Here is a 22764-nt window from a genome sequence, read left to right as displayed (position 1 = left end):
GATGGAGATCGAAAAAAGGCAGCAGATCGAACAAGCAGTCAGTCAAATTTTAAGCGCGGTGGGAGAAGATCCAACCCGACCAGGTCTGCAAGAAACGCCGCAACGGGTCGCGCGGATGTATCAAGAAATTTTTAGCGGCTTGACGGAAGAATTTACCGACTATAAATTATTTGAGGCCAATAATCAAGGTGAGATGGTAGTTGTCAAAGATATCCATTTTTATTCCATGTGTGAGCATCACTTGCTACCGTTTTTCGGCAAAGTCCATATCGCGTATATTCCGAAAGAAAACAAAGTGATCGGCTTGAGCAAATTACCGCGGCTCGTTGAGTATTGTGCGAAACGTCCCAACGTCCAAGAAAATTTGACCGTCATGATCGCAGAGTTATTAGCTGAACATGTTCCGGTGGAAGGTGTGGCTGTTGCGGTGGAAGCGAAACACATGTGTATGGAGATGCGCGGCGTACGCTCGCCCGACAGTAAAACTAAAACGTTTCATTATCTTGGAGCATTCCAGCAGCGAGAATGGAAACAAGATTTTTTAGCGGCGATCAATCATGCTTAAACTGATTGCAGCGACTAAAAATCATGGGAAGTTGCAAGAATTGCAACAAGCTGCCCCACCAGAGATCAAACTTATTCCGTTACCAAAAGAGCTTTCTGCGCCAAATGAAAGTGGCACAACGTATTTAGCTAATGCAATGTTAAAAGCCCGATTTTATTATCAAAAATTACAACGACCCGTGCTAGCCGATGATGGCGGGTTGGAGCTGGCTGCTTTTCCTGACATTTTAGGGTTGAAGACGCAGCGTTTTTTTACCAGTTCAGATCCCAAACAGCAAAACGCTCAGCTGCTCGCACTGCTTGCAGCTCAGCCGGAAGCCTCCCGCGCGTTTACGTTGCAGGCAACATTAGTTTATTTTGATGGTCAAGCGCTTTTGACTAGTCACGCGCAATTGACGGGACTTGTGACGGATGCGCGAGGCACGCAAGGATTTGGTTTTGATCCGATCTTGTATGTACCAAATGAACAACGAACGCTTGCACAATTGACAGCAACACAACGGGCAAAATATAGTCCGCGGGTCCAAGCGTTTCGAGAGTTGAGTCAGCAATTAAAAAAACGGCAGTTGATCAAGGAGGAAGATGATGGTTGATTTCACGAAAAAAAATCAGATCATGGGAATTTTGAATGTGACGCCCGATTCATTTTCAGATGGCGGTCGGTATGCCGAAGTGAGTCAAGCAGTTGCTCGCGGCAAAGAATTAGTAGCGCAAGGTGCCGATATTTTAGACATTGGCGGACAATCGACACGGCCAGGGTATGAAGCGATCTCACCGCAAGCTGAATTGGAACGGATTTTGCCGGTCATTGAAGAATTAAAAAAGGCAGTTACGGTTCCCATCTCAGTGGATACATTTTATCCAGAAGTAGCTGAAGCAGTGATAGCGGCTGGGGCGGACATCATTAATGACATCAAAGGATTAGATTTTCCGGGGATGGCGGAAGTTTTAGCAGCTCATCCGACAGTTGGGATCGTACTCATGCATTCACGTAAACGAACAGAGCGCTCGTTGATCGAAGATATCCAACGATTTTATGATGAAAAGATCCAACAGTGTCAAACCTTTGGCATCGACCAAGCACGGCTTTGTTTTGATCCGGGCTTAGGTTTTCATAAAACGCCGGCTGAAAATTTAGCGATCTTAAAAGAGCCGGCCGGATTTCGCTACCGGGATCTGCCGCTTTTATTTGGGATCTCTCGGAAGCGGACGATCGGAGCGGTGACCGGAGAAACCGTGGCGGAAAAACGTGATTACGCTTCCGTTCAAGCTTCTTTGTTCGCGCTAGAAAAAGGTGTTGAGATCGTGCGGGTCCATGAAGTTTTTGGTATGAAGCAAGCTTTGGTAATGCAACAAACATTAGTTGAAGGGGATGAATAGTTGGCAGATTATCAAATGAAAAAAGCGGTGGGGAAAATTTTCCGTAGTCAGACGAGTGCTCAGACAGGTTTAGTTCGAATATTGGGCAGTTGGTATGATTACAAAGTCGTTTCCGGCATGCCAGAAGTCGGCGTGTTGCTGGAAGTGGTCGATTTTACGAGCCGTGAGTTGTTAGTGGTTGTGACGTATGAAAAAGACGAAAGTGATGTGAATTATGTTGGTAGTATTTAATATTATTTTATTTATCCTCGTACTAGTGGTGATCCTGTTTGTCATTACGCGGATGGTAGTGATTGTGCGGCAAGGAGAAGTCAAAGTCGTGGAAAGTTTTGGGAAATATGTGCGCACGATCGATCCGGGTCTACATTTTTTAATCCCCATCTTATACAATGTTCGCCGCAAAGTGTCCTTGAAGCAAACACCGATCCAGATCCCGCCGCAAAGTGTTATCACGCGAGACAATGTGATCGTCGAGATCGATGAAGCAATCAAATACCATGTGACGGATGCGCGAGCGTTTGTCTATGACAATGAAGATTCGGTGACTTCCATGATCCAAGATTGTCAGTCAAACTTGCGCGGGATCATCGGGAAGATGGAATTAAATGAAGTTTTGAATGGTACTGAAGAGATCAATTTGAGTTTGTATGAGAGCGTCAAAGATATCACAGCCGGTTACGGACTTTCCATCGATCGAATCAATATCGGGGAGATTTCCGTTTCAGATGAGATCGTCAACTCCATGAACAAATTGATCACCGCCAGTCGTGATAAAGAGTCGTTGATCACGATCTCAGAGGGGAAAAAACAATCAGTCATTTTAGAGTCAGAAGCCAAAGCCTCTGAGATGCAAATTGATGCAGAGGCGCGAGCAAAACAAACGAAAATCGATGCAGAGGCTCGTGCTGAGCGGACGAAGATCGACGCTGATGCCGAAGCTGCGCGCATCGCTAAAATCACCGAAGCTGAAACAGCGCGCATCAAAGCTGTCAATCAAGTGATCGCTGAAAGTAATCTCACAGATGAAATGATTGCTTATCTAGGCATCGAGGCATTCAAACACGTGGTGGAAAATAATGCGAACACTGTGATCATGCCGAGCAATTTAACCGAAGTAGGCAATGTCCCGATCGTCAAAGAATTGTGGGATAAAACCAGCCAGCAAAAATAAGCTCGCTAAAGCAAATAGCCGCGCTGATCCAAAAGATCAGCGCGGCTATTTATAATTTCAAATTAATTGTGGCTCTTAGTTCAATGAGCTGCTGTTTTCCATCACTTCATCAATCAAACCATATTCTTTTGCTTCTTGAGCGGTCATGTAGTTATCACGATCGGTATCTTTGACGATCACATCTAAAGGTTGACCTGTTCTTTCGGCTAAGATGTTGTTCAAACGATCACGGGTCTTCAAGATATGTTTAGCTGCGATCTCAATTTCAGTTGCTTGACCTTGTGCACCGCCAAGTGGTTGGTGGATCAAGATTTCAGCATTTGGTAATGCGAAACGTTTGCCTTTTGTTCCGGCAGTTAATAAGAAGCTACCCATTGAAGCTGCTAGGCCTAAAACGATTGTTTGGACGTCAGCTTTGACGAAATTCATCGTATCATAGATCGCAAGACCAGCTGATACGCTCCCACCAGGAGAGTTGATGTACAAGTAAATATCTTTTTCAGAATCTTGTGCATCTAAGAAAAGTAATTGCGCGATGATAGAGTTGGCCATATCGTCGTTCACTTCGCCGCTCAACATGATGATGCGGTCTTTCAATAGACGAGAATAAATGTCGTAGGCGCGTTCACCGCGAGATGATTGTTCAATGACTGTAGGAACTAAATTCATAGGAAAGTCCTCCTTAAAAGTTGTTCATTTAATAGTAGTTTAGCACAAAGTATAGCTAAATCCTAAAAAGAAGTATAGCGCAATGGTCAACGAAGGTCAAATGAAATGATTCGACCGATTTCCCGGTCCGTTGCTATCCGTCTGTTAAAAAAATATGGTACTATGGATAGGCAAGCAGAGTCGTTTGATCTTCAGTCGAACTTGAAATTTTCAGCGGCGGACTTGACGCGTGAAAAAATTTTTTCACCGCAGAAAATTGGGGGGATCTTTATGTTGTGGGTCGGCTTATTGGGCGTGGTCATCGGTGCGTTGATCGTCTTAGTCGCATTACTTATTTTATTTAAATATTTGGAGCGCCAAAAAGCCCGGGAAAATGAAATAGCACATAAAGTCAAAGAAATCACCACGTTGCAACTGCTCAATCAAAAAATCAACGAGATCTTGAGCAAGCGTAATTTGTATCGCAGTGAGTATGTCAGCTTTGACGCGTTTGACGATTGTTACATCACGATTGACGATTATATTTATTTGCAGTCTTTTACCGCGCAAAATAATTTTTATTTACCTAGTTACTTAGTAGAGGAATTTTTCAAAAATATCTCGCATCACAAAGTCGTGTTACCACCAGACGAAACGGCACGGATGGGTGGCTACACTTATAAAGGTGGCCGAATCATCATGGAATCTTTTTCTGATCGTTTGATCGAATTAGCAGATGAACGACGCGCGCAACTAGAAAAATTAACGAAAGAACCGCTGCGACATTTTGATGTTCAGTGAGATGGGAGGAAAAAATCGTGACTTTGATAATGGCTCACCGCGGCAGTAGCGGAAATCGGCCAGAAAATACATTGCCAGCTTTTGCGGAAGCTGTTCGAGCAGGTGCTGACGGGATCGAGTTGGATGTTCATTTGACTAAAGATCAAGAACTCGTCGTGATCCACGATGAAAGTGTTGATCGGACCACTAACGGTAAAGGCTTGATACGTGAGCTGACGTTAGCAGAATTAAAAGAATTAGATGCTGGCAGTTGGTTTGCTAAAAAATATCGCGCTACGAAGATCGCGACTTTGCAAGAGGTGTTGAACTTGTTGTTACAGATGCAATTTCGCGGTTTTTTAAATATTGAGTTGAAGACGGATAAATTTCATTACCCTGAGATCGAAGCTAAAACGTCGGCGTTATTAGCGCAACGCAGCTGGCCGTTCACTCATTGGTATTCAAGTTTTAATTTAGCCTCGCTCACGATCATGCACCAATTGGAGCCTGAGGTGCAATTGGATCTGATCTTGAAAGACTCGGCTAAAAAAATCGCCGCCGCTCGCGATCTGGATTACATCGAAGGCATTCATCCTAGTTATGAGTGGGTAAAGAATAATCGTGCGCAAGTTGAAGACTATCCAAAAGCGATTCGGCCGTGGACAATCAATTTGTACCAAACGCTGTTGAACTGTTTTGATTGGGGCGTAGCCAGTGTGATCACTGACTTTCCTGAAAAAGCGGGTCGGGTAAAGAATATGGTGCGGCGATGAAAAAAGTGATTGCGATCGTCGGACCGACTGCGGTTGGAAAAACTAGTTTGAGTATCGAATTAGCGAAAAAGTTCAACGGTGAGATCATCAGCGGTGACTCGATGCAAGTTTATCAAGGATTAGACATTGGAACGGCTAAAGTGACACCACATGAGATGCAAGGGGTCCCGCATCACTTGCTCGATGTTCGAACCCTCACTGAAAATTATTCAGCTGCCGATTTTCAACAGATGGGTCGGCTGGCGATTGCAGATATCACGGCTCGCGGTAAATTGCCGATCGTAGTGGGCGGGACTGGACTTTATATCCAATCGTTATTGTGGGATTATCAGTTGGGCAGTCGAGAAGAATTAAAAGCCCAAGCGTTGCGGGAACAGTATACCCAGTACGCGCAAAAAAACGGCAATGAAGCTTTATGGCAGTTGCTTGCGAAAAAAGATTCGTTAGCGGCTGCTAAGATTCATTTCAATAATCAAAAAAAAGTGGTGCGGGCATTAGAAGTGTTTGAGTTGACGGGACATTCCATCGCAGAACCAAAAGAAACGCCTAAACCGTTGTATGATTTTTATTTGATCGGACTAGATACTGACCGTAAAGTTTTGTATGACCGAATCAATCAGCGGGTCGATCTGATGGTAGAACAAGGCTTGTTGATCGAAGCTGAAAAATTGGCGGCGACACCAACTGTGCAAGCGGCACAAGGCATCGGCTACAAGGAATTTTTTCCGTATTTCAAAGGAGAACTTTCGTTAACTGCAGCGGTGGAACAAGTCAAACAACAATCTCGCCGCTATGCGAAACGTCAATTGACTTGGTTTCGTAACCGGATGCCCGTTCATTGGTATGATCTAGTATTGCAGCCAACCGAATTAACAACAATCGAAACGACAATCGCCACGTGGTTACAGGAGGGATAGTTTTGTCAGAAAAAGTGATTTTAGTTGGAGTAGAAACAGAAGACAATAAGAAAAATTATTTGGAATCGATGCACGAGTTGGCGGGACTGACGAAGACGGCTCACGGTGAGATTGTCTTTTCACTCACTCAACACCGGCCTAAGATCGATCGGCAAACCATTATCGGAAAAGGTAAAGTACAAGATCTCGCCGAATTAGTAGTCGCTCACGAAGCGGATCTAGTCATCTTCAATCATGAATTGACACCGCGGCAAAGTCAGACACTAGAAGAAGTACTGGCTGTAAAAGTGATCGATCGGATCCAATTGATCTTGGATATCTTTGCTTCGCGTGCTCGTTCAAAAGAAGGAAAATTGCAAGTTGAGTTAGCCCAGCTGAGTTATTTGATGCCACGTTTGATGGGGCAAGGCCAAAGCTTGTCACGCTTAGGCGGGGGGATCGGTACGCGGGGACCCGGGGAAACAAAATTAGAAACGGATCGCCGTCATATCCGTCGCCGCATCTCAGCGATCAAAAAAGAATTAAAATCAGTGGAAGCCCATCGCCAAAGAAGTCGGCAAAAACGACAAGACTCAGCGATTTTTCAAATGGGACTGATCGGGTACACCAATGCAGGCAAGTCGACGATCTTAAATTTATTGACTAATGCTGAGACTTATTCAGAAGATCAATTATTTGCAACGCTTGATCCATTGACGAAACGTTGGCGCTTGCCACAAGGAATGGAAACGACGATCACCGATACAGTTGGGTTTATTCAAGATTTACCGACACAATTGATCGATGCTTTCCATTCAACGTTAGAAGAGAGTCAAGGGATGGATCTATTATTGCATGTAGTAGATGCTTCAGCTGAAGATCGGCAGTTGCAAGAACAAACGGTGCTCGATTTGTTGAAAGAATTAAAGATGGAAGATATCCCGATCTTGACGATTTATAACAAAGCTGATCGGATCAATCCGAATCACTTCACGCCGACCCTTTTTCCCAGTACGTTGATCTCAGCTAAATCAAGTCAGGGAAAAGAAGTGTTGGCTGAAGCCATCAAAAAAGAAATCATGGAATTGCTGGAACCTTACTTAGTGCATTTAAAAAGTGATGAAGGTCAAGCTCTCAGTGCCATCAAACGCGAGACACTTGTGCTGAGCCAAGACTTTGATGAAGCGCAAAATAATTATGTGATCCGTGGCTTTGCCAAAAAAGGTTCCAGCTGGTTAAGGAGAATGAATGATGAGTTGGACAAATAATTTTGCACCGGAATTAGTAGAAAAAATCGATCGGGTCGATCAAAAAATCGAAGCGCGGTTAAAGGAAATTCGCGAAGTCGCTTTATCTAATCAAGCAAAAGTTTTGGCGGCTTTTCGTGACAATCAAGTCTCAGAGACCCATTTTTTACCGTCGACTGGATATGGCAATGATGATTTAGGTCGTGATGTGTTAGAAGCTGTGTACGCGCAAGTCTTTGGTGCGCAACAAGCATTAGTCAGACCTCAGATCACTTCTGGGACGCATGCGATCGCCACAGCACTTTTTGGGGTGTTGCGCCCCGGGGATGATCTGCTTTATATTACCGGCACACCGTACGATACGTTGCTTGAAGTGATCGGAGTGGCTGGCAATGGGATCGGATCATTCAAAGAATATAATATCGGGTATGACAAAGTTGATTTAAAAGCTGATGGTCAAGTAGACTTTGAAGGACTAAAGGCTAAACTAACGACCAAAACTAAAGTCGTTGCGATCCAACGTTCGCGAGGGTATGCAGCGCGTCCTTCGTTTACGATCGAGCAGATCAAAGAAATGTGTGATTTCGTTAAGTCCATTGCACCAAATGTGACCATCTTTGTAGATAATTGCTATGGCGAGTTTGCAGAACTATTAGAGCCTACCCAAGTCGGAGCGGATCTGATGGCAGGCTCATTGATCAAAAATCCAGGCGGCGGGATCGCTAAAACTGGCGGCTATCTCGTTGGCCGCGCAGATTTGATCGAACGTTGTGCGTATCGTTTGACGACACCGGGCGTGGGTGCTGAAGGTGGCGCGATGTTGGGGACGGTTTATGATATGTTGCAAGGTTTCTTCTTAGCTCCTCATGTTGTGAGTCAAGCAATCTCTGGAGCAGTCTTTTCTTCGGCGTTACTGGCGGAATATGATTTACCTTCTACACCGAAGTGGGATGAACCACGAACTGATTTGATCCAACTGATTGATTTTAAAGATCGAAGTGCCATGATCAAGTTTTGTCAGTCGATCCAAAAGTATTCGCCGATCGATGCCTTCGTGGCTCCTGTGCCTTCTGAAATGGCCGGTTATGAAGACGAGATCATCATGGCGGCGGGAACTTTTGTGCAAGGCGCTAGTATCGAGCTGAGCGCAGATGGTCCGCTGCGAGAACCATACTCATTATATTTACAAGGTGGTCTAACCTTTGAACATGTTAAGATCGCCGTCTGCAATGCTGTCAATGATGTTTATCATGCGTAAAACGTCCTAGTTAGGGCGTTTTTTTTGTTGGCAGCACTGACTTTCTCATGATGTTAGAAAAAATTTATTTCTCATGTGATAAAATCTTACATTTAGGATTGACAAGTGGTCTATGTCTTGGTATTCTATTCACATCTTAGAAATGAGGAGGATATGAGATGCGGGAAAAAGAATTACGACGTTCGCTTGCCGTTTTTCCAATCGGTACAGTGATGAAGCTGACTGACCTGACAGCCCGGCAGATCCGGTATTATGAAGAACAAGAATTGATCCATCCCGAGCGCAGCGAAGGCAACCGTAGAATGTATTCTCTAAATGATATCGATGTCTTGTTAGAGATCAAAGATTATTTGTCCGATGGGTTGAATATGGCGGGGATCAAGCGAGTGTATGAGATGCGTAAAGCTGAAGAAAAAGCCGCAAAGGAAAAACTGCCACTGACCGATGAAGATGTCCGCCGAATTTTCTATGATGAGATGCTGACCCAAAGCGGGTTGAACCAAACACAGCCAAATCCATATCAATCGCAAGGCCCCAAGCTTTAAGATTGTGGAATATAAAAAAATGAAGTGTGAGGAAGGGATACTATGCCTAGAAGAGATTTAACTGGTGAAGATATTAAACGAATCGTTGAGGAAGAAAATGTCCGCTTTTTACGTTTGATGTTCACAGATATCATGGGAACCATCAAAAATGTAGAAGTTCCAGTTAGCCAAATCGATAAAGTGTTGAGCAATAAAATGATGTTTGACGGATCGTCCATTGAAGGGTTCGTTCGGATCGAAGAAAGTGATATGTATTTGTATCCAGATGTGTCGACTTGGATGATCTTCCCTTGGGAAAGTGATCACGGGAAAGTTGGGCGCTTGATCTGCGATATTTACAATCCGGATGGGACGCCATTTGCAGGAGATCCACGAGGGAACTTAAAACGTAATTTAGCGAAGATGAAAGAACATGGCTTTACTTCCTTCAACTTAGGACCTGAACCAGAATTCTTCCTATTTAAAATGGACGAAAATGGTGACCCGACCTTGGACTTAAATGATAAAGGTGGCTACTTTGATTTTGCGCCTACTGACTTAGGTGAAAATTGCCGTCGCGATATCGTATTGGAATTAGAAAGTTTAGGCTTTGAAGTAGAAGCTTCTCACCATGAAGTGGCACCTGGCCAACATGAGATCGATTTTAAATATGCTGATGCAATCGATGCTTGTGACAATATCCAAACGTTCAAATTAGTCGTTAAAACGATTGCTCGTAAACATGGCTTGCATGCGACCTTTATGCCAAAACCATTATATGGGATCAATGGTTCTGGAATGCACTGCAACATGTCATTGTTTAATGATGAAGGCAATGTCTTTTACGATGAAGATGGCGAAATGAAATTAAGTGACACTGCTTACCACTTCTTAGCTGGTTTGATCAAACATGCGCGGGCATACACGGCTGTTTGTAATCCGATCGTCAACTCTTACAAACGTTTAGTACCTGGTTTTGAAGCACCGGTTTATGTGGCTTGGTCTGGTCATAACCGTTCACCATTGATCCGCGTACCCGAATCACGTGGCTTATCGACTCGTTTGGAATTACGTTCAGTCGATCCAGCGGCTAATCCTTACTTAGTGATGTCAGTCTTATTAGCTGCCGGCTTGAATGGGATCGAAAATAAATTGACGCCACCAGCTGCAGTAGATCGCAACATCTATGTGATGAGCGAAGAAGAACGCAAAAAAGCGGAGATCCATGACTTACCTTCTACGATCCACAACGCGATCAAAGTTTTACGAGAAGATGATGTCATGATCGAAGCATTAGGCACGCACATCTTTAACAACTTTGTGGAAGCGAAAAAATTAGAATGGGCTGCTTTCCGACAAACTGTTTCTGATTGGGAACGTGAACAATACCTCGAATTATATTAAGCTTAGGAAATAAATTGAGCGACAGACACCGAGTCTGCCGCTTTTTTGTTATAATCAAACAGAAGGTGAAAAAATGGTTCAAGATATTTTACTGGTGATCGACATGCAACGAGGTGTGTTGGAAAACGATGGCCAAAAAATTTACCACAAAGAACAATTGCTTGAAACTGTCAACGAACGAATCAAAAAATATCACGAGGCAAATTTGCCGATCATTTTTATTCAGCATCACGATTCGGGTTTGCTGCGCGCAAGTGACCCGTGGCAGTTTGATCCGGCACTTGCGATCACTAAGCACGATCAAGTCATAGAAAAAAATCATCCCAATAGTTTTTACCACACGAGTTTACAAAAAAAATTGGACCAACTACACGTCCAGTCGATTGAATTTTGTGGTGCGCAAACAGAATTTTGTTTAGATGCGACGATCAAATTTGCTCATGGCTTAGATTACCAAGGGTTTATCAAAGCGGATGGCTATTCTACCTATGATGATCAATTTTTAACGGCGCCGCAATTGAATGCTTTTTATCGAATGATTTGGCAAAATCGTTTTTTGACCGTTTTCTAAGAAATATTATTTTACAATTTGGTGAACAAATGCTAAAATGCGGCTTCAATGTTTGTAAGTTGCCGTTTCTTTTAGTAGAATAGAGTTTGAATAATGAGAGGAAGAGGTGTGAGTCTATGGGTTACACAGATGAAACGGTTCGCTTTGATTTTGATGACAATCGAAAAAAAGAAATCAGCGAGACGTTAGCAATCGTTTACAACGCACTTGCTGAAAAGGGATATAATCCAATCAACCAGATCGTAGGTTACTTACTTTCTGGCGATCCTGCCTATATTCCTCGTTATCAAGACGCTCGGAATCTGATCCGTCGTCATGAGCGAGATGAAGTGATGGAAGTCTTAGTCAAGAGTTACTTAAAAGATCACGGAATCAACGTCAAATGAAGCGAGTGATGGGATTAGATGTCGGTTCGAAAACCGTGGGGATCGCAGTGAGTGATCCATTCGGTTGGACCGCACAAGGCGTAGAGATCATCCGCATTGATGAGACAAAAGAAAATTTTGGCTTTGATCGTTTAGCAGAGTTAGTCAAAGAATATCAAGTCAGCCGTTTTGTTGTCGGTTTGCCGAAAAACATGAACAACACGATCGGTCCTCGTGCAGAAGCTTCAATGGCATATGGCGAAAAAATCAAAGCGTTGTTTGAGCTGCCGGTGGACTATCAAGATGAGCGTTTGACGACCGTGCAAGCGGAACGGATGTTAGTGGAACAAGCAGACACTTCCCGTTCAAAACGTAAAAAAGTTATCGACAAATTAGCTGCTGTCATGATCTTACAAAATTATTTGGATCGGACCAGCAATAAATTTTAAGAAAAGAGGAACAGCAAATGGCAGATGAACACAATCATACACATGACCATGATCACGATCATGAACACGAAGTCATCACGTTAGTGGACGATGATGGTAACGAAACACTTTATGAGATCTTATTGACGATCGATGGACAAGAAGAATTCAATCGGAATTATGTCTTACTTTATCCAGCTGGTGTACCAGAAGATGAAGATGTTGAATTACAAGCTTATGCTTACGTTGAAAATGCAGACGGCAGCGAAGGTGAATTGCAACAGATCGAAACGGATGAAGAGTGGGATATGATCGAAGAAGTCTTCAATACGTTTATGACTGAAGAAGAATAATCACTTAAAGATAGAAGCTAATCCCTGCTACAATTGGGATTAGTTTTTTTATTTTGTTAGAATTGGTACTAGTTTACTTAGTCGGAATAAAAATTTAAGCACCATTTTTAGTTCGAGCTTTTCATTTTGAGGATTTTGTGGGCAAATTTTACTCTTTTCTTTATTTTTCTTATGGCAAGTTGTAAAGCAACTACTTTTTGGCATATAATGGACTAGTGTTTTTTAACAATAACGAGAGGGGTAGACCCGTGGTTCAAACTAGATATAAAGCAAAAGTCGGCGATCAAACGTACACGATCATCGGAAAAGAAACGAAACAGCATATGGATCTGGTCATTAAAGTCGTAAATGAACAATTAGCGGAGATCCATCAACTGTCACAAGATATCGATCAAGAACAAGCAGCGATCTTACTTGCGATCAATGCAATCTCTGATCAAGTCAAAAAACAAGCGGAGATCATCACGTTGCAAAAGAAGATCACCGAATTAGAAAAGCAAGTGGAACATCTGCCAGAATTAGAAAATCGCGTCAAAAAAATCGAAGCCGTCGAAGCTGAAGCAAAAGAAATTTTGCGTAAGCAAGGCCAAACAGATGTTGAACTAGATAATCATGTGACCGCGCAACAGATCGTCAATGAAGCGCACAAAAAGGAAATCAAAAAGAAGAGATAAGCGAGGAATTTTATGTTATTGAGTGTGTTGATTGTGCTCGCGTTGGTGCTAGCTTTTTATGTGGGCTATCGGCGTGGGACCGTGTATCAGCTATTTTTTACGGCGGGCTATGCGTTGTCATTTGTCGCAGCATTAGCTTTTTACAAAAACTTGGGGGAGAAGTTGCAGTTATTTGTCCCTTATCCATCGGTGACGAGTGATTCGAAGATGGTCTATTATCAGATCCCGAAGTCATTTGACTTAGATGAAGCATTTTACGCCGGGGTTGCGTTTATGATGATCTTAGTAGCTGGCTGGGTCTTGACGCATTTTTTAGCGTTGTTTGTCCGCGAGTTGTTGTATGTGGTAGCTTTAAAAGGATTTGACGGGATCGTGGGCGGTGTTCAATCATTGATCGTCTGCTACATCGTGATTTTTCTACTATTGAAATTAATCAGTTTTGTTCCGATGCAAAGTCTGCAAGACAGTTTACGCGCAAGTGGCTTATCGCGGCTGATCATCGAACATTCGCTGTTTTTAAGTCAGCGTTTCGACCATCTGTGGGTCACACGAATCATTGGGTAACCGAGACCTTCTTTACAGGTTTCGGTTTCTTTATTAAGAATTAGAAGGTGAAAACATGAATGAACGCATCCTAACGACTTTAGGATTTGATAAAGTCAAACAACAAGTTGCGCAATATTTGGCGACTGATCAAGGAAAGCAAGAATTAACTAAATTAATGCCGGCACAAGATGCGGAGACAATCGAAGCGTGGCTAGCAGAAACTGAAGATGGCTTGCATGTGCAACGATTACGCGGTGGCTTGCCGGTCCCTAAATTGAATAATATCGCACCGCATATGAAACGCATCGAGATCGGGGCGAATTTGAATGGCTTAGAGTTAGCTGAAGTGTCACGTGTCTTGTCCACGACAAGTGAGCTGGCCCGTTTCATTGCTGATTTGCAAGATAGTGAATTAGAATTTTTACGCTTATACTATTGGGCAGAGCAACTGGTCACCTTACCAGAGTTAAGTGGCAAGTTACGCCGTTCAGTGGAAGAAGACGGCTCGATCAAAGATGAAGCCTCACCAGAATTGCGAACGATCCGGAGTCAGATCCGCCGCAGTGAACAAAATATTCGCGAGCAGTTGGATGGATTAGTCCGCGGAAAAAATGCAAAATATTTAAGTGACGCCATCATCACGTTGCGAAATGATCGCTATGTCATTCCCGTCAAACAAGAGTACCGGGGAATTTTTGGCGGTGTCGTGCATGATCAAAGTGCTTCTGGTCAAACACTCTTTGTTGAACCAAAACAAGTGGTAGATCTAAACAATCGTCTACGCTCGCAACAGATCGCTGAACGAACAGAGATCGAACGGATCTTGGCGGAACTTTCAGCGGAACTCGTTCCCGAACGACATGCCATCATTCACAATGCCTATGTGCTAGGACGTTTCGATCTGATGAATGCCAAAGCTCGGTTTGCGAAAGCGATCAAAGCTGTCGTACCTAAAATCAGTTCTGAAAACCACGTCTATTTAAAACAAGCTCGGCATCCATTATTGGATCCTGAACAAGCGGTAGCCAATGACATTATGATCGGAAAAGATTTTCAAGCAATCGTCATCACTGGTCCCAATACAGGTGGAAAGACCATCACCTTAAAAACGTTAGGACTTTTGCAGCTGATGGGGCAAAGTGGGTTGCCATTGCCGGTTGAAGAAGAAAGCCAGATGGGGATTTTTGATGAGGTGTTTGCTGATATCGGGGATGAACAATCCATCGAACAAAGCTTGTCGACTTTTTCTTCACACATGACGAATATCGTGTCGATCTTAGATAAGATCGATGCAAAAAGTTTAGTGTTGTTTGATGAGCTAGGTGCAGGGACTGACCCCCAAGAAGGTGCGGCACTGGCCATTGCGATTTTAGATGCGGTGGGAGCAAAATCAGCTTATGTGATGGCGACGACCCATTATCCTGAATTGAAAATCTATGGTTACAATCGTCCGAATACGATCAATGCCAGTATGGAATTTGATGTGGATACATTGAGTCCGACGTATCGCTTATTGATCGGGGTGCCAGGGCGCAGTAATGCGTTTAAAATTTCCAAACGGTTAGGACTTGATCCGCAAATCATCGACAGTGCTAAGCAAATCATTGATGGCGAGAGCCAAGATCTAAATGAGATGATCTCAGATTTGGAAAACCAACGGAAAATGACGGAAACCGAATATTTGGAAGTTCGGCATTACGTGGATGAAGCGGAAAGTTTATACCGCGATCTAAAAAATGCGTATAGCTTGTTTTTTGATGAACGAGAAGTTGAGATGGACAAAGCTCGTAAAAAAGCTAATCAGTTGGTGAATGACGTCGAAGAACAAGCGGATAAGATCATCAAAGACATTCGGCAAATGCAATTAGCGGGACAAGGCTCAGTCAAAGAACATCAATTGATCAATGCCAAAACCCAGTTGTCGAGTTTGAAACAGCCGGAACATTTGAAAAAAAATAAAGTCTTACAAAAAGCCAAAGCGAAAAAACAATTTAAACCGGGCGATGAAGTCATGGTGGAAACATATGGGCAACGCGGGACGTTGATCGAAAAAGTCGGCAATCATGATTGGCAAGTGCAACTGGGAATCTTGAAGATGACCGTTTCAGAAGATGAATTGAAATTTGCTCAACCGATCGAAGAACCAAAACGGACGGTGATCACCGGCGTTCGCCGTGGTGGAAATACTCAAGTCAAAACCGAATTAGATTTGCGCGGGAAACGTTACGAAGAAGCTTTAGCGGAAGTCGATCATTATATCGATGCGGCGTTACTTGCTGGTTACCCACAAGTCACGATCATTCACGGAAAAGGAACTGGCGCTTTGCGAAAAGGGATCACGGAATATTTGAAGAATCATCGCAGTGTCAAAAGTTTTGAATTTGCACCGGCAAATCAAGGCGGGAATGGTGCGACGGTCGTGCATTTTAAATAAAGTTTACAAGTGTAAGCAGAACAATAGCCAGCAGTGAAGTGGGATGCTATAATACTCTCAGATAAAAAATAGGGGGTCAATCAGATGGCGGAAGCAATTACAGATAAAACATTTAATGAAGAAACAGATCAAGGATTAGTTTTGATCGATTTTTGGGCAACTTGGTGTGGTCCTTGTCGGATGCAAGCACCGATTCTCGACCAATTAGAAAATGAATACGACGAATCAGAATTTAAAGTCGTGAAGATGGATGTCGATGAAAATCCTGAGACACCAGCTTCATTTGGGATCATGAGCATTCCAACGTTGATTTTGAAAAAAGACGGACAAGTCGTCGATAAATTGGTCGGTGTGCATTCAAAAGATCAATTACAAGAAGTGATCGGGGCACATTTATAAGCGAAACGAATGATTCTTTTTCCAATCAAACTAGTCGGGCTTTTTAGTCCGACTTTTTGTTTAGCAACTTTTTTTAAAGGAAGTGACTGCATGAACGAACGGATCAAACAAAAGTTGGCACTGCTGCCAGATCTGCCTGGTTGCTATTTGATGAAAGATCAAACGGGGACCATCATTTATGTGGGAAAAGCGAAAATTTTAAAAAATCGAGTGCGCTCGTATTTTACTGGCAGCCATGATGCCAAAACGGAACGCTTAGTTAGTGAGATCGCGGATTTTGAATATATCGTCACCGAATCAAATATTGAAGCGCTGGTCTTAGAGATCAATTTGATCCAAAAAAACGATCCTAAGTACAATATCATGTTGAAAGATGATACGTCTTATCCTTTCATCAAGATCACGAATGAAACTTATCCCCGCTTACTCATCACCCGAAAAGTTCTGAAAGACAAAGCACTGTATTTCGGGCCTTATCCGGATGTGCGAGCTGCCAACGAGACGAAACGTTTATTGGATCGGTTGTTCCCGCTGCGCAAATGTAAAGTTCTCCCTAAAAAGGCTTGCTTGTATTATCATTTGGGGCAGTGTTTAGCTCCGTGTATTTTTTCGATTGAGCCGACTCGTTATAAGGAATTAGTTTTAGAGATCAAACGCTTTTTAAATGGCGGCCATCACGAGATTGAAAAAACATTGACGACGAAGATGTACGCCGCAGCTGAGAAATTAGAATTTGAACAAGCCGCAGAGTATCGGGATCAGATCCGAGCGATTGAAACCGTGATGACTAAACAAAAAATGACGGACACGGATCTAGTGGATCGCGATGTGTTTGGTTACGCGACGGATAAAGGGTGGATGTGCGTGCAAGTCTTTTTTGTCCGCCAAGGAAAAATGATCGAACGCGCGGTCTCGCTGTTTCCTTTTTACGGCGAGGCAGAAGAAGATTTTTTGACGTATCTTGGTCAGTTTTATCAAGAAAATGAACATTTCATTCCAAAAGAGATCTTGGTGCCCGATGAAATCGATCAGCCGAGTGTGGAAGCGCTGCTTAAAACAAAAGTATTGCAGCCAAGGCGCGGTAAGAAAAAAGAATTAGTCCAATTAGCTAGTAAAAACGCGACGGTCGCCCTCCACGAAAAATTTGATTTGATCCAACAAAAACAAGAGCGGACGATCGGTGCGGTAAAACGTCTAGGCGAGGCGCTGAACATTCCGGCCCCGATTCGGATCGAAGCATTTGATAATTCGAATCTCATGGGGACCTCACCCGTTTCTGCACTAGTCGTCTTTGTTGATGGCAAGCCAGCTAAAAAAGAGTATCGTAAATTTAAAATCAAAACAGTGGTGGGCCCAGATGATTATGCTTCAATGAAAGAAGTGATCTATCGGCGCTATGCCCGGGTATTAAAAGAAAATCTTCCCTTGCCGGATCTGATCGTGATCGATGGCGGCAAAGGTCAAGTCGCAGCCGCTAAAGATGTATTAGACAATCAATTAGGCTTAGACATCCCGATCGCGGGGCTGGCAAAAGATGAGCACCATAAAACAAGTGAGTTATTGTTTGGTGATCCATTATCTGTAGTGCCGTTAGCGCGTAATTCAGCCGAATTTTTCTTGTTACAACGCTTGCAAGATGAGGTCCATCGTTTTGCCATCACCTTTCACCGTCAGTTACGCAGCAAAAATAGTTTTGCTTCGAAACTAGATGGCATCGCAGGTCTAGGTCCTAAGCGGAAACAAAATCTATTGAAGGCCTTTAAGTCGTTGAAAAAAATCGAAGCAGCTTCCGTAGCTGAATTACAACAAGCTGGCTTGCCCCAACAAGTCGCAGCTGCGGTCTACACGCACTTACATCCAAAAAAATAAACTTGAACTAGTCGCTAATGTTTGACGGAGCGGCTAGTTTTTTTGTTAGGCTAGTAGCAAAAAAAGCGCCTTGTTTTTTGAGAATAAAACGAGTTCGCTTAGCTTTTCTTTGGTAGAAAACAACTGGTGAGCTTTATCCTGCAAGTCTAGCATGCTATACTTTTCTAGCAGATGAAAAATAAAATCGCTGAAGGGTAGAACGTGCTAGCAGTTACAAGGACTAGCAGATCATCAGCAGCTTTAAAGCAGTGATGGATTTTTGATTGGAGGAGTGGAAAAGATGTTACAAGTGGAGCGTTTGAGCAAAACATTTGGAGATTACCAAGCGTTGTCAGAGCTATCCTTTACGATTGAAGATGGTCAGATCTTAGGGCTGATCGGACAAAATGGTGCGGGAAAGACGACGACCTTTCGCTTGATCTTAGATTTTTTGACCGCTGATACAGGGCGGGTGTTGTGGAATGGACGGCCGCTAGGAGAAAAAGACTATGATTTGATCGGCTATTTGCCTGAAGAGCGTGGCTTATATCCGAAAATTTCGATTGAAGAGCAACTTTTGTTTTTTGCTTCTTTGCGCGGAAAAACGAAACAAGAAATCGAACCAAAAATCGATGTATGGATGGAAAAATTCCAAGTCAAAGGGAAGAAAACTGATAAAGTGAAATCATTGTCAAAAGGCAATCAGCAAAAAGTCCAGTTGATCGCGACGTTGATCCATGAACCGAAATTGGTGATTTTAGATGAACCGTTTAGTGGTTTGGACCCAGTCAATGCGGAACTATTGAAAAATGGGATTCTGGAATTGAAACAACAAGGCTCGTGTGTGATTTTTTCTAGTCATAACATGGACAATGTCGAAAAGATCTGTGATCATTTGATCATGTTGCGCAATGGTGAGACGGTCTTAAATGGCAAGGTTCGCGAGATCAGAGAATCATTTGGCAAAACGAAATTATATTTAGCTTCGCATTTGACCCAAGCCCAGTTAGCTGAGATCCATGGCATCAAACAAATCAAAGCCCAAGAAGATGAAAGCTTTGATCTGACTTTGAACGATCCGATGGCAGGTAAAGTGATTTTTGATTTGGCAACCAAAGACGGCTACATTCCGATGTTCAATCAGCAGCCGCCAACGTTAGAAGAAATTTTCCGTTTGAAAGCAGGTGCGACGCATGAGTAAATTTGCGATCATCGTCAAAGATGTCTACAAAAAAAATGTTAAATCCACTGCGTTTTTAATCATGATCTTAGCGCCCTTTTTTGTAATGGGAATCTTTTATTTATCCCAACATTTTTTTGGGGAGATGAATGAGATCAACAAGATCGGGATCGTCTCCAACGAACCGCAAGTCAGTCAACAATTAGCGCAGGGCAAAGGCAAAGATTATCATTTCAAAGTCATGAAGAGTCAAAAAAGTGCCCAACAGCAACTGGAAGCTGAAAAACTAGATGCCTATTTAAAATTAGAAGTGGGCCAAAAAAATGTTTACGGCAAATTGTACAGCACTTCAAACCTCGGGACCAAAACCGAAACGGCTTTACAGCAAATCTTGACGAATCTCCAAATGAATCTGCGAGCGCAAGCGTTGCAACTTTCAACTAAAGATGCACAAGCGGTGATGGAGCCAGCAAAATTTGATAGTGCGAAGGTCAAATTTGAAGCCGGTAAAATGGAAACTGATGATGGAGACAGCAATGTTCAACTGGGCTTGAGCTTTTTGACGACGATCATCATGTTTTTATTTATCATGACGTATTCCACCATCATTGCCCAAGAGATCGCTTCTGAAAAAGGCACGCGGATCATGGAAGTTTTATTGTCGAGCATGAAAGCCAAGACTCATTATTACGGTAAGTTGACGGGTGTTTTGTTAGTGGCACTGACGCAGCTATTGATCTACAGCGTGGCGATCGTCATCGGCTATCAGCAATTCAAAGATAATCCGCTGGTCAAAAACTTTTTGAGCAGTGTTTCAATCAAACATCTTTTAGGCGCAAATGTCGTGATCATCGTCGCGTTCATGTTGATCGGGATCTTTTTGTATGCGGTGTTGTCGGCATTATGCGGCTCGCTGGTCAATAAGCCTGAAGATACAGCTAAAGCGATCCAGCCGGTGACCTATCTTTCAATGATCGGCTATATGTTGGGCTTGATCTTAGGTGCAGCTGATCCGACAAATGTCATCATCAAAGTCACGTCTTACTTGCCGTTTCTATCGTCTTACAGTATGCCGCTGCGTTTAGCTAGCAATACCACTACGACAGGCAGCGCGGTCCTGTCGCTATTGATCTTGATCGTCTTCACTGCGCTACTGACGCTGTTTTCAGCGCAACTTTACAAATCGAATGTCCTAGTCTATAGCGAAGGCGGTCTGTTTAGTGCGTTGAAGCAATCGATCGCGATTTTAAGAAATGAACAAACAAAATAGTTGACCAAAAATTTAAAGACCGCCACAATGAAAGAAAAAGAGGAGGTCTTTGGATGATGGAAAAGACAAAGAAATTGGCGAATGGAATTGAGATGCCCCGTTTAGGTCTAGGTGTTTGGCGAGTAGAAGATCAGGCAGCGACTGATTCTGTTCGCTGGGCTTTAGCAACGGGTTATCGTTTGATCGATACAGCAGCGATCTATAAAAATGAAACAGGAGTCGGTGAAGGGATTCGGCAAGCTGGCTTAGCACGGGAAGATTTATTTGTGACGACTAAACTTTGGAACAGTGATCAAGGATATGAATCGACACACCAAGCATTTGACGCTAGCTTGAAACGGCTCGGGTTGGATTACGTCGATCTGTATTTGATCCACTGGCCGGTAGAAGGAAAATTTGCGGACTCTTGGAAAGCGATGGAAGAAATTTATGCTAGCGGTCGAGCTAAAGCAATCGGTGTGTCGAATTTCCATCAACATCATTTGGAAGAATTGATGCAAACCGCTAAAGTCAAACCAATGGTGGATCAGATCGAGTTGCATCCCACACTGACGCAAGAGCCATTGCGAAACTATTTAGCTAGTGAAGGGATCGCAGTCGAAGCGTGGTCGCCATTAGGACAAGGTACGATCTTAAAAAATGAGACGCTGGTAGCTATCGGGAAAAAATATCAAAAATCAGCGGCTCAAGTCATCATTCGTTGGCATTTGCAAAGTGATATCATCGTGATTCCAAAATCGGTCCATGAAGAACGGATCAAAGAGAATTTTGATGTGTTTGACTTTGAATTGACGGCAGAAGAAATGAAACAGATCGATAGCTTGAATATCGATGAACGCCTTGGCGCTGATCCTGATCATTTTGATTTTTAAAAACAATTTATCAGTCGAGTAGACGAAAACAGGGAGTGGAACGCAAAGACGTTCCACTCCCTGTTTGTAGTTTGTTATAGTTTTTGGACAAAATAATCAAAGAGAACTTGCTCTTTTTGATCTGTTTGATGGGTCAGCTCAGGATGCCACTGCACACCAAGGATGCGTTTCGCTTTATTTTCTACAGCTTCGATGATCGCATCCGTAGACCAAGCAACTGGTGTTAGCTCCGGTGCTAGTTTTTTGATCGCTTGATGATGGAAAGAGTTGACTTGGGTCTTCGTACCAAAAATTTTGGCTAGTGTCGAAGTAGCTTCTAAGCTGATACTATGGAGACCAAAAGCTGGCGGAGTCGGGAACATGTCATGTTTGACGCGCCAGTCGGGGTAAAGCGATAAATCTTGGTACAAGTTACCACCGAGAGTAACATTTAAGAGCTGTGTGCCGCGACAAACAGTTAAGATCGGTTTGTTTTGTTTGAGGGCTTCTTTAAGTAAGGCAGCTTCAAACAGATCGCGTTCGATACTTGTCGGTCCAAGTTTAGGGTGAGGCTCTTCATCATACAGACACGGGCTGATGTCTTGGCCACCTGCTAAGACTAATTTGTCGATCTGACTGATGTATTGCGCTGCAGTCTCGATCGGTGCGATGGGTAAAAGCATAGCGAGCCCACCTGCTTGTTGGATACCGGCGATAAAACCTTGTGGCGTATAGGTGAAAGGCTGGTCAAAAAATTCTGCATTATTCATATAATGTTGATTTGCGGCGATGCCGATAATGGGCTTCATGGAAAGACTCCTTTGTCATTAATTTTTCGTTAGTTTGTTCTTATCATAGTGCTGTTTTTTATGCAAATAATTAGTTTTTTTAGCTGTGCTCGAACTTGTTAAAAGTAGCTGTCTATGTGTTTATTCACGTTGCTTTCAAAATAAAAAGTGCCGAATCGAGTAACGCAGACGAAGGTTCAAACTAAAAGAGCGTGAAAGTTTTTTATGAAAATTCCCTTTTTATTTTTAAGCAAGTTTGTTATACTTTAAAAACATTATATTGTATATCACTAGTGTTGCACAAATAATTTCAGAAAAATCTGAAAACTATGTTTCATTCAAAATTGCAAAAAAGTCGAATGCTTACGCAGCGGATGACTTTTATTCCAGAAATTGTACGTTTTATTAAATT

26 protein-coding genes are annotated in these 22764 nt (G+C 43.0%); 24 read left to right on the top strand and 2 right to left on the bottom strand.

The window, feature by feature from the left end; translation table 11 throughout:
• The first annotated feature begins 1 nt into the window (after window position 1).
• From folE to GVJ38_RS08200, 5 genes are read left to right on the top strand one after another with little or no spacing between them, the layout of a single operon-like run.
• Window positions 2-565, top strand: a complete 564-nt coding sequence (folE, locus tag GVJ38_RS08220; RefSeq protein ID WP_159722672.1) for a GTP cyclohydrolase I FolE — start codon at window positions 2-4, stop codon at window positions 563-565.
• Window positions 558-1157, top strand: a complete 600-nt coding sequence (locus tag GVJ38_RS08215) for a non-canonical purine NTP pyrophosphatase (protein ID WP_159722671.1) — start codon at window positions 558-560, stop codon at window positions 1155-1157. Before folE ends, GVJ38_RS08215 begins: the two co-directional genes overlap by 8 nt.
• Window positions 1150-1944 carry a dihydropteroate synthase gene (gene folP / locus GVJ38_RS08210; RefSeq protein ID WP_159722670.1) on the top strand — a complete coding sequence of 265 codons (795 nt, stop codon included), beginning with the start codon at window positions 1150-1152 and terminating at the stop codon, window positions 1942-1944. The genes GVJ38_RS08215 and folP overlap by 8 nt, the downstream gene beginning before the upstream one ends.
• A complete protein-coding gene (locus GVJ38_RS08205) occupies window positions 1945-2175 on the top strand; it encodes a hypothetical protein (RefSeq protein ID WP_235032851.1) in 231 nt (76 codons plus the stop codon).
• Window positions 2162-3115: an SPFH domain-containing protein gene (locus GVJ38_RS08200; protein ID WP_159722717.1), complete on the top strand. Its 954-nt coding sequence runs from the start codon at window positions 2162-2164 to the stop codon at window positions 3113-3115. Before GVJ38_RS08205 ends, GVJ38_RS08200 begins: the two co-directional genes overlap by 14 nt.
• A 75-nt stretch (window positions 3116-3190) precedes the next feature.
• Here the strand turns inward: GVJ38_RS08200 and clpP are convergent, their stop codons facing one another.
• Window positions 3191-3784, bottom strand: a complete 594-nt coding sequence (gene clpP, locus GVJ38_RS08195; protein WP_159722669.1) for an ATP-dependent Clp endopeptidase proteolytic subunit ClpP — start codon at window positions 3782-3784, stop codon at window positions 3191-3193.
• A gap of 270 nt (window positions 3785-4054) precedes the next feature.
• Between clpP and GVJ38_RS08190 the strand changes: the two genes are divergently transcribed.
• The 19 genes from GVJ38_RS08190 to GVJ38_RS08100 all read left to right on the top strand — a co-directional run bounded on the left by GVJ38_RS08190 (window position 4055) and on the right by GVJ38_RS08100 (window position 21585).
• Entirely contained in the window at window positions 4055-4564 is a 510-nt protein-coding gene (locus tag GVJ38_RS08190) for a hypothetical protein (protein ID WP_159722716.1), read from the top strand.
• Window positions 4565-4581: 17 nt separating this feature from the next.
• Window positions 4582-5316 (top strand): glycerophosphodiester phosphodiesterase, encoded by a 735-nt coding sequence (locus GVJ38_RS08185; RefSeq protein WP_159722668.1) that lies wholly within the window; start codon window positions 4582-4584, stop codon window positions 5314-5316.
• The gene (gene miaA / locus GVJ38_RS08180; protein ID WP_159722667.1) at window positions 5313-6233 is read left to right on the top strand and encodes a tRNA (adenosine(37)-N6)-dimethylallyltransferase MiaA; all 921 of its coding nucleotides are present in this window, start codon (window positions 5313-5315) and stop codon (window positions 6231-6233) included. The genes GVJ38_RS08185 and miaA overlap by 4 nt, the downstream gene beginning before the upstream one ends.
• Window positions 6234-6235: 2 nt before the next feature.
• On the top strand, window positions 6236-7480 hold the full coding sequence (hflX, locus tag GVJ38_RS08175) for a GTPase HflX (protein WP_159722666.1): 1245 nt from the start codon (window positions 6236-6238) through the stop codon (window positions 7478-7480).
• Window positions 7464-8717 (top strand): methionine gamma-lyase family protein, encoded by a 1254-nt coding sequence (locus tag GVJ38_RS08170; RefSeq protein ID WP_159722665.1) that lies wholly within the window; start codon window positions 7464-7466, stop codon window positions 8715-8717. Before hflX ends, GVJ38_RS08170 begins: the two co-directional genes overlap by 17 nt.
• 158 nt (window positions 8718-8875) lie before the next feature.
• Window positions 8876-9262 (top strand): MerR family transcriptional regulator, encoded by a 387-nt coding sequence (locus tag GVJ38_RS08165; protein WP_159722664.1) that lies wholly within the window; start codon window positions 8876-8878, stop codon window positions 9260-9262.
• Between the two features lie 42 nt (window positions 9263-9304).
• Window positions 9305-10645 carry a type I glutamate--ammonia ligase gene (gene glnA / locus GVJ38_RS08160; protein ID WP_159722663.1) on the top strand — a complete coding sequence of 447 codons (1341 nt, stop codon included), beginning with the start codon at window positions 9305-9307 and terminating at the stop codon, window positions 10643-10645.
• Between the two features lie 73 nt (window positions 10646-10718).
• On the top strand, window positions 10719-11216 hold the full coding sequence (locus tag GVJ38_RS08155) for a cysteine hydrolase family protein (RefSeq protein ID WP_159722662.1): 498 nt from the start codon (window positions 10719-10721) through the stop codon (window positions 11214-11216).
• A gap of 116 nt (window positions 11217-11332) precedes the next feature.
• On the top strand, window positions 11333-11602 hold the full coding sequence (locus GVJ38_RS08150; protein WP_159722661.1) for an IreB family regulatory phosphoprotein: 270 nt from the start codon (window positions 11333-11335) through the stop codon (window positions 11600-11602).
• Entirely contained in the window at window positions 11599-12030 is a 432-nt protein-coding gene (ruvX, locus tag GVJ38_RS08145; protein WP_159722660.1) for a Holliday junction resolvase RuvX, read from the top strand. Before GVJ38_RS08150 ends, ruvX begins: the two co-directional genes overlap by 4 nt.
• A 17-nt stretch (window positions 12031-12047) precedes the next feature.
• Window positions 12048-12362, top strand: a complete 315-nt coding sequence (locus tag GVJ38_RS08140; protein WP_159722659.1) for a DUF1292 domain-containing protein — start codon at window positions 12048-12050, stop codon at window positions 12360-12362.
• Between the two features lie 248 nt (window positions 12363-12610).
• Window positions 12611-13036 carry a cell division protein ZapA gene (zapA, locus tag GVJ38_RS08135; protein WP_159722658.1) on the top strand — a complete coding sequence of 142 codons (426 nt, stop codon included), beginning with the start codon at window positions 12611-12613 and terminating at the stop codon, window positions 13034-13036.
• Between the two features lie 12 nt (window positions 13037-13048).
• The gene (locus tag GVJ38_RS08130) at window positions 13049-13600 is read left to right on the top strand and encodes a CvpA family protein (protein WP_159722657.1); all 552 of its coding nucleotides are present in this window, start codon (window positions 13049-13051) and stop codon (window positions 13598-13600) included.
• Window positions 13601-13655: 55 nt separating this feature from the next.
• The gene (locus tag GVJ38_RS08125; RefSeq protein WP_159722656.1) at window positions 13656-16016 is read left to right on the top strand and encodes an endonuclease MutS2; all 2361 of its coding nucleotides are present in this window, start codon (window positions 13656-13658) and stop codon (window positions 16014-16016) included.
• Between the two features lie 84 nt (window positions 16017-16100).
• Window positions 16101-16415 (top strand): thioredoxin, encoded by a 315-nt coding sequence (trxA, locus tag GVJ38_RS08120; protein WP_159722655.1) that lies wholly within the window; start codon window positions 16101-16103, stop codon window positions 16413-16415.
• Window positions 16416-16505: 90 nt separating this feature from the next.
• Complete coding sequence (gene uvrC / locus GVJ38_RS08115) at window positions 16506-18284, top strand: excinuclease ABC subunit UvrC (protein ID WP_159722654.1); 1779 nt, start codon at window positions 16506-16508, stop codon at window positions 18282-18284.
• Window positions 18285-18564: 280 nt separating this feature from the next.
• The gene (locus GVJ38_RS08110) at window positions 18565-19464 is read left to right on the top strand and encodes an ABC transporter ATP-binding protein (protein ID WP_159722653.1); all 900 of its coding nucleotides are present in this window, start codon (window positions 18565-18567) and stop codon (window positions 19462-19464) included.
• Entirely contained in the window at window positions 19457-20713 is a 1257-nt protein-coding gene (locus GVJ38_RS08105; RefSeq protein WP_159722652.1) for an ABC transporter permease, read from the top strand. The genes GVJ38_RS08110 and GVJ38_RS08105 overlap by 8 nt, the downstream gene beginning before the upstream one ends.
• 56 nt (window positions 20714-20769) lie before the next feature.
• A complete protein-coding gene (locus GVJ38_RS08100) occupies window positions 20770-21585 on the top strand; it encodes an aldo/keto reductase (protein WP_159722715.1) in 816 nt (271 codons plus the stop codon).
• A 74-nt stretch (window positions 21586-21659) separates the two neighbouring features.
• Here GVJ38_RS08100 and GVJ38_RS08095 read toward each other — a convergent pair whose 3' ends face one another.
• Entirely contained in the window at window positions 21660-22373 is a 714-nt protein-coding gene (locus tag GVJ38_RS08095) for a gamma-glutamyl-gamma-aminobutyrate hydrolase family protein (protein ID WP_159722651.1), read from the bottom strand.
• Window positions 22374-22764 lie beyond the last annotated feature (391 nt).

The sequence above is a fragment of the Enterococcus sp. CSURQ0835 genome (genome assembly GCF_902706605.1).
Taxonomy (GTDB): domain Bacteria; phylum Bacillota; class Bacilli; order Lactobacillales; family Enterococcaceae; genus Enterococcus_A.
This window is presented reverse-complemented; position numbering and strand designations above follow the sequence as displayed.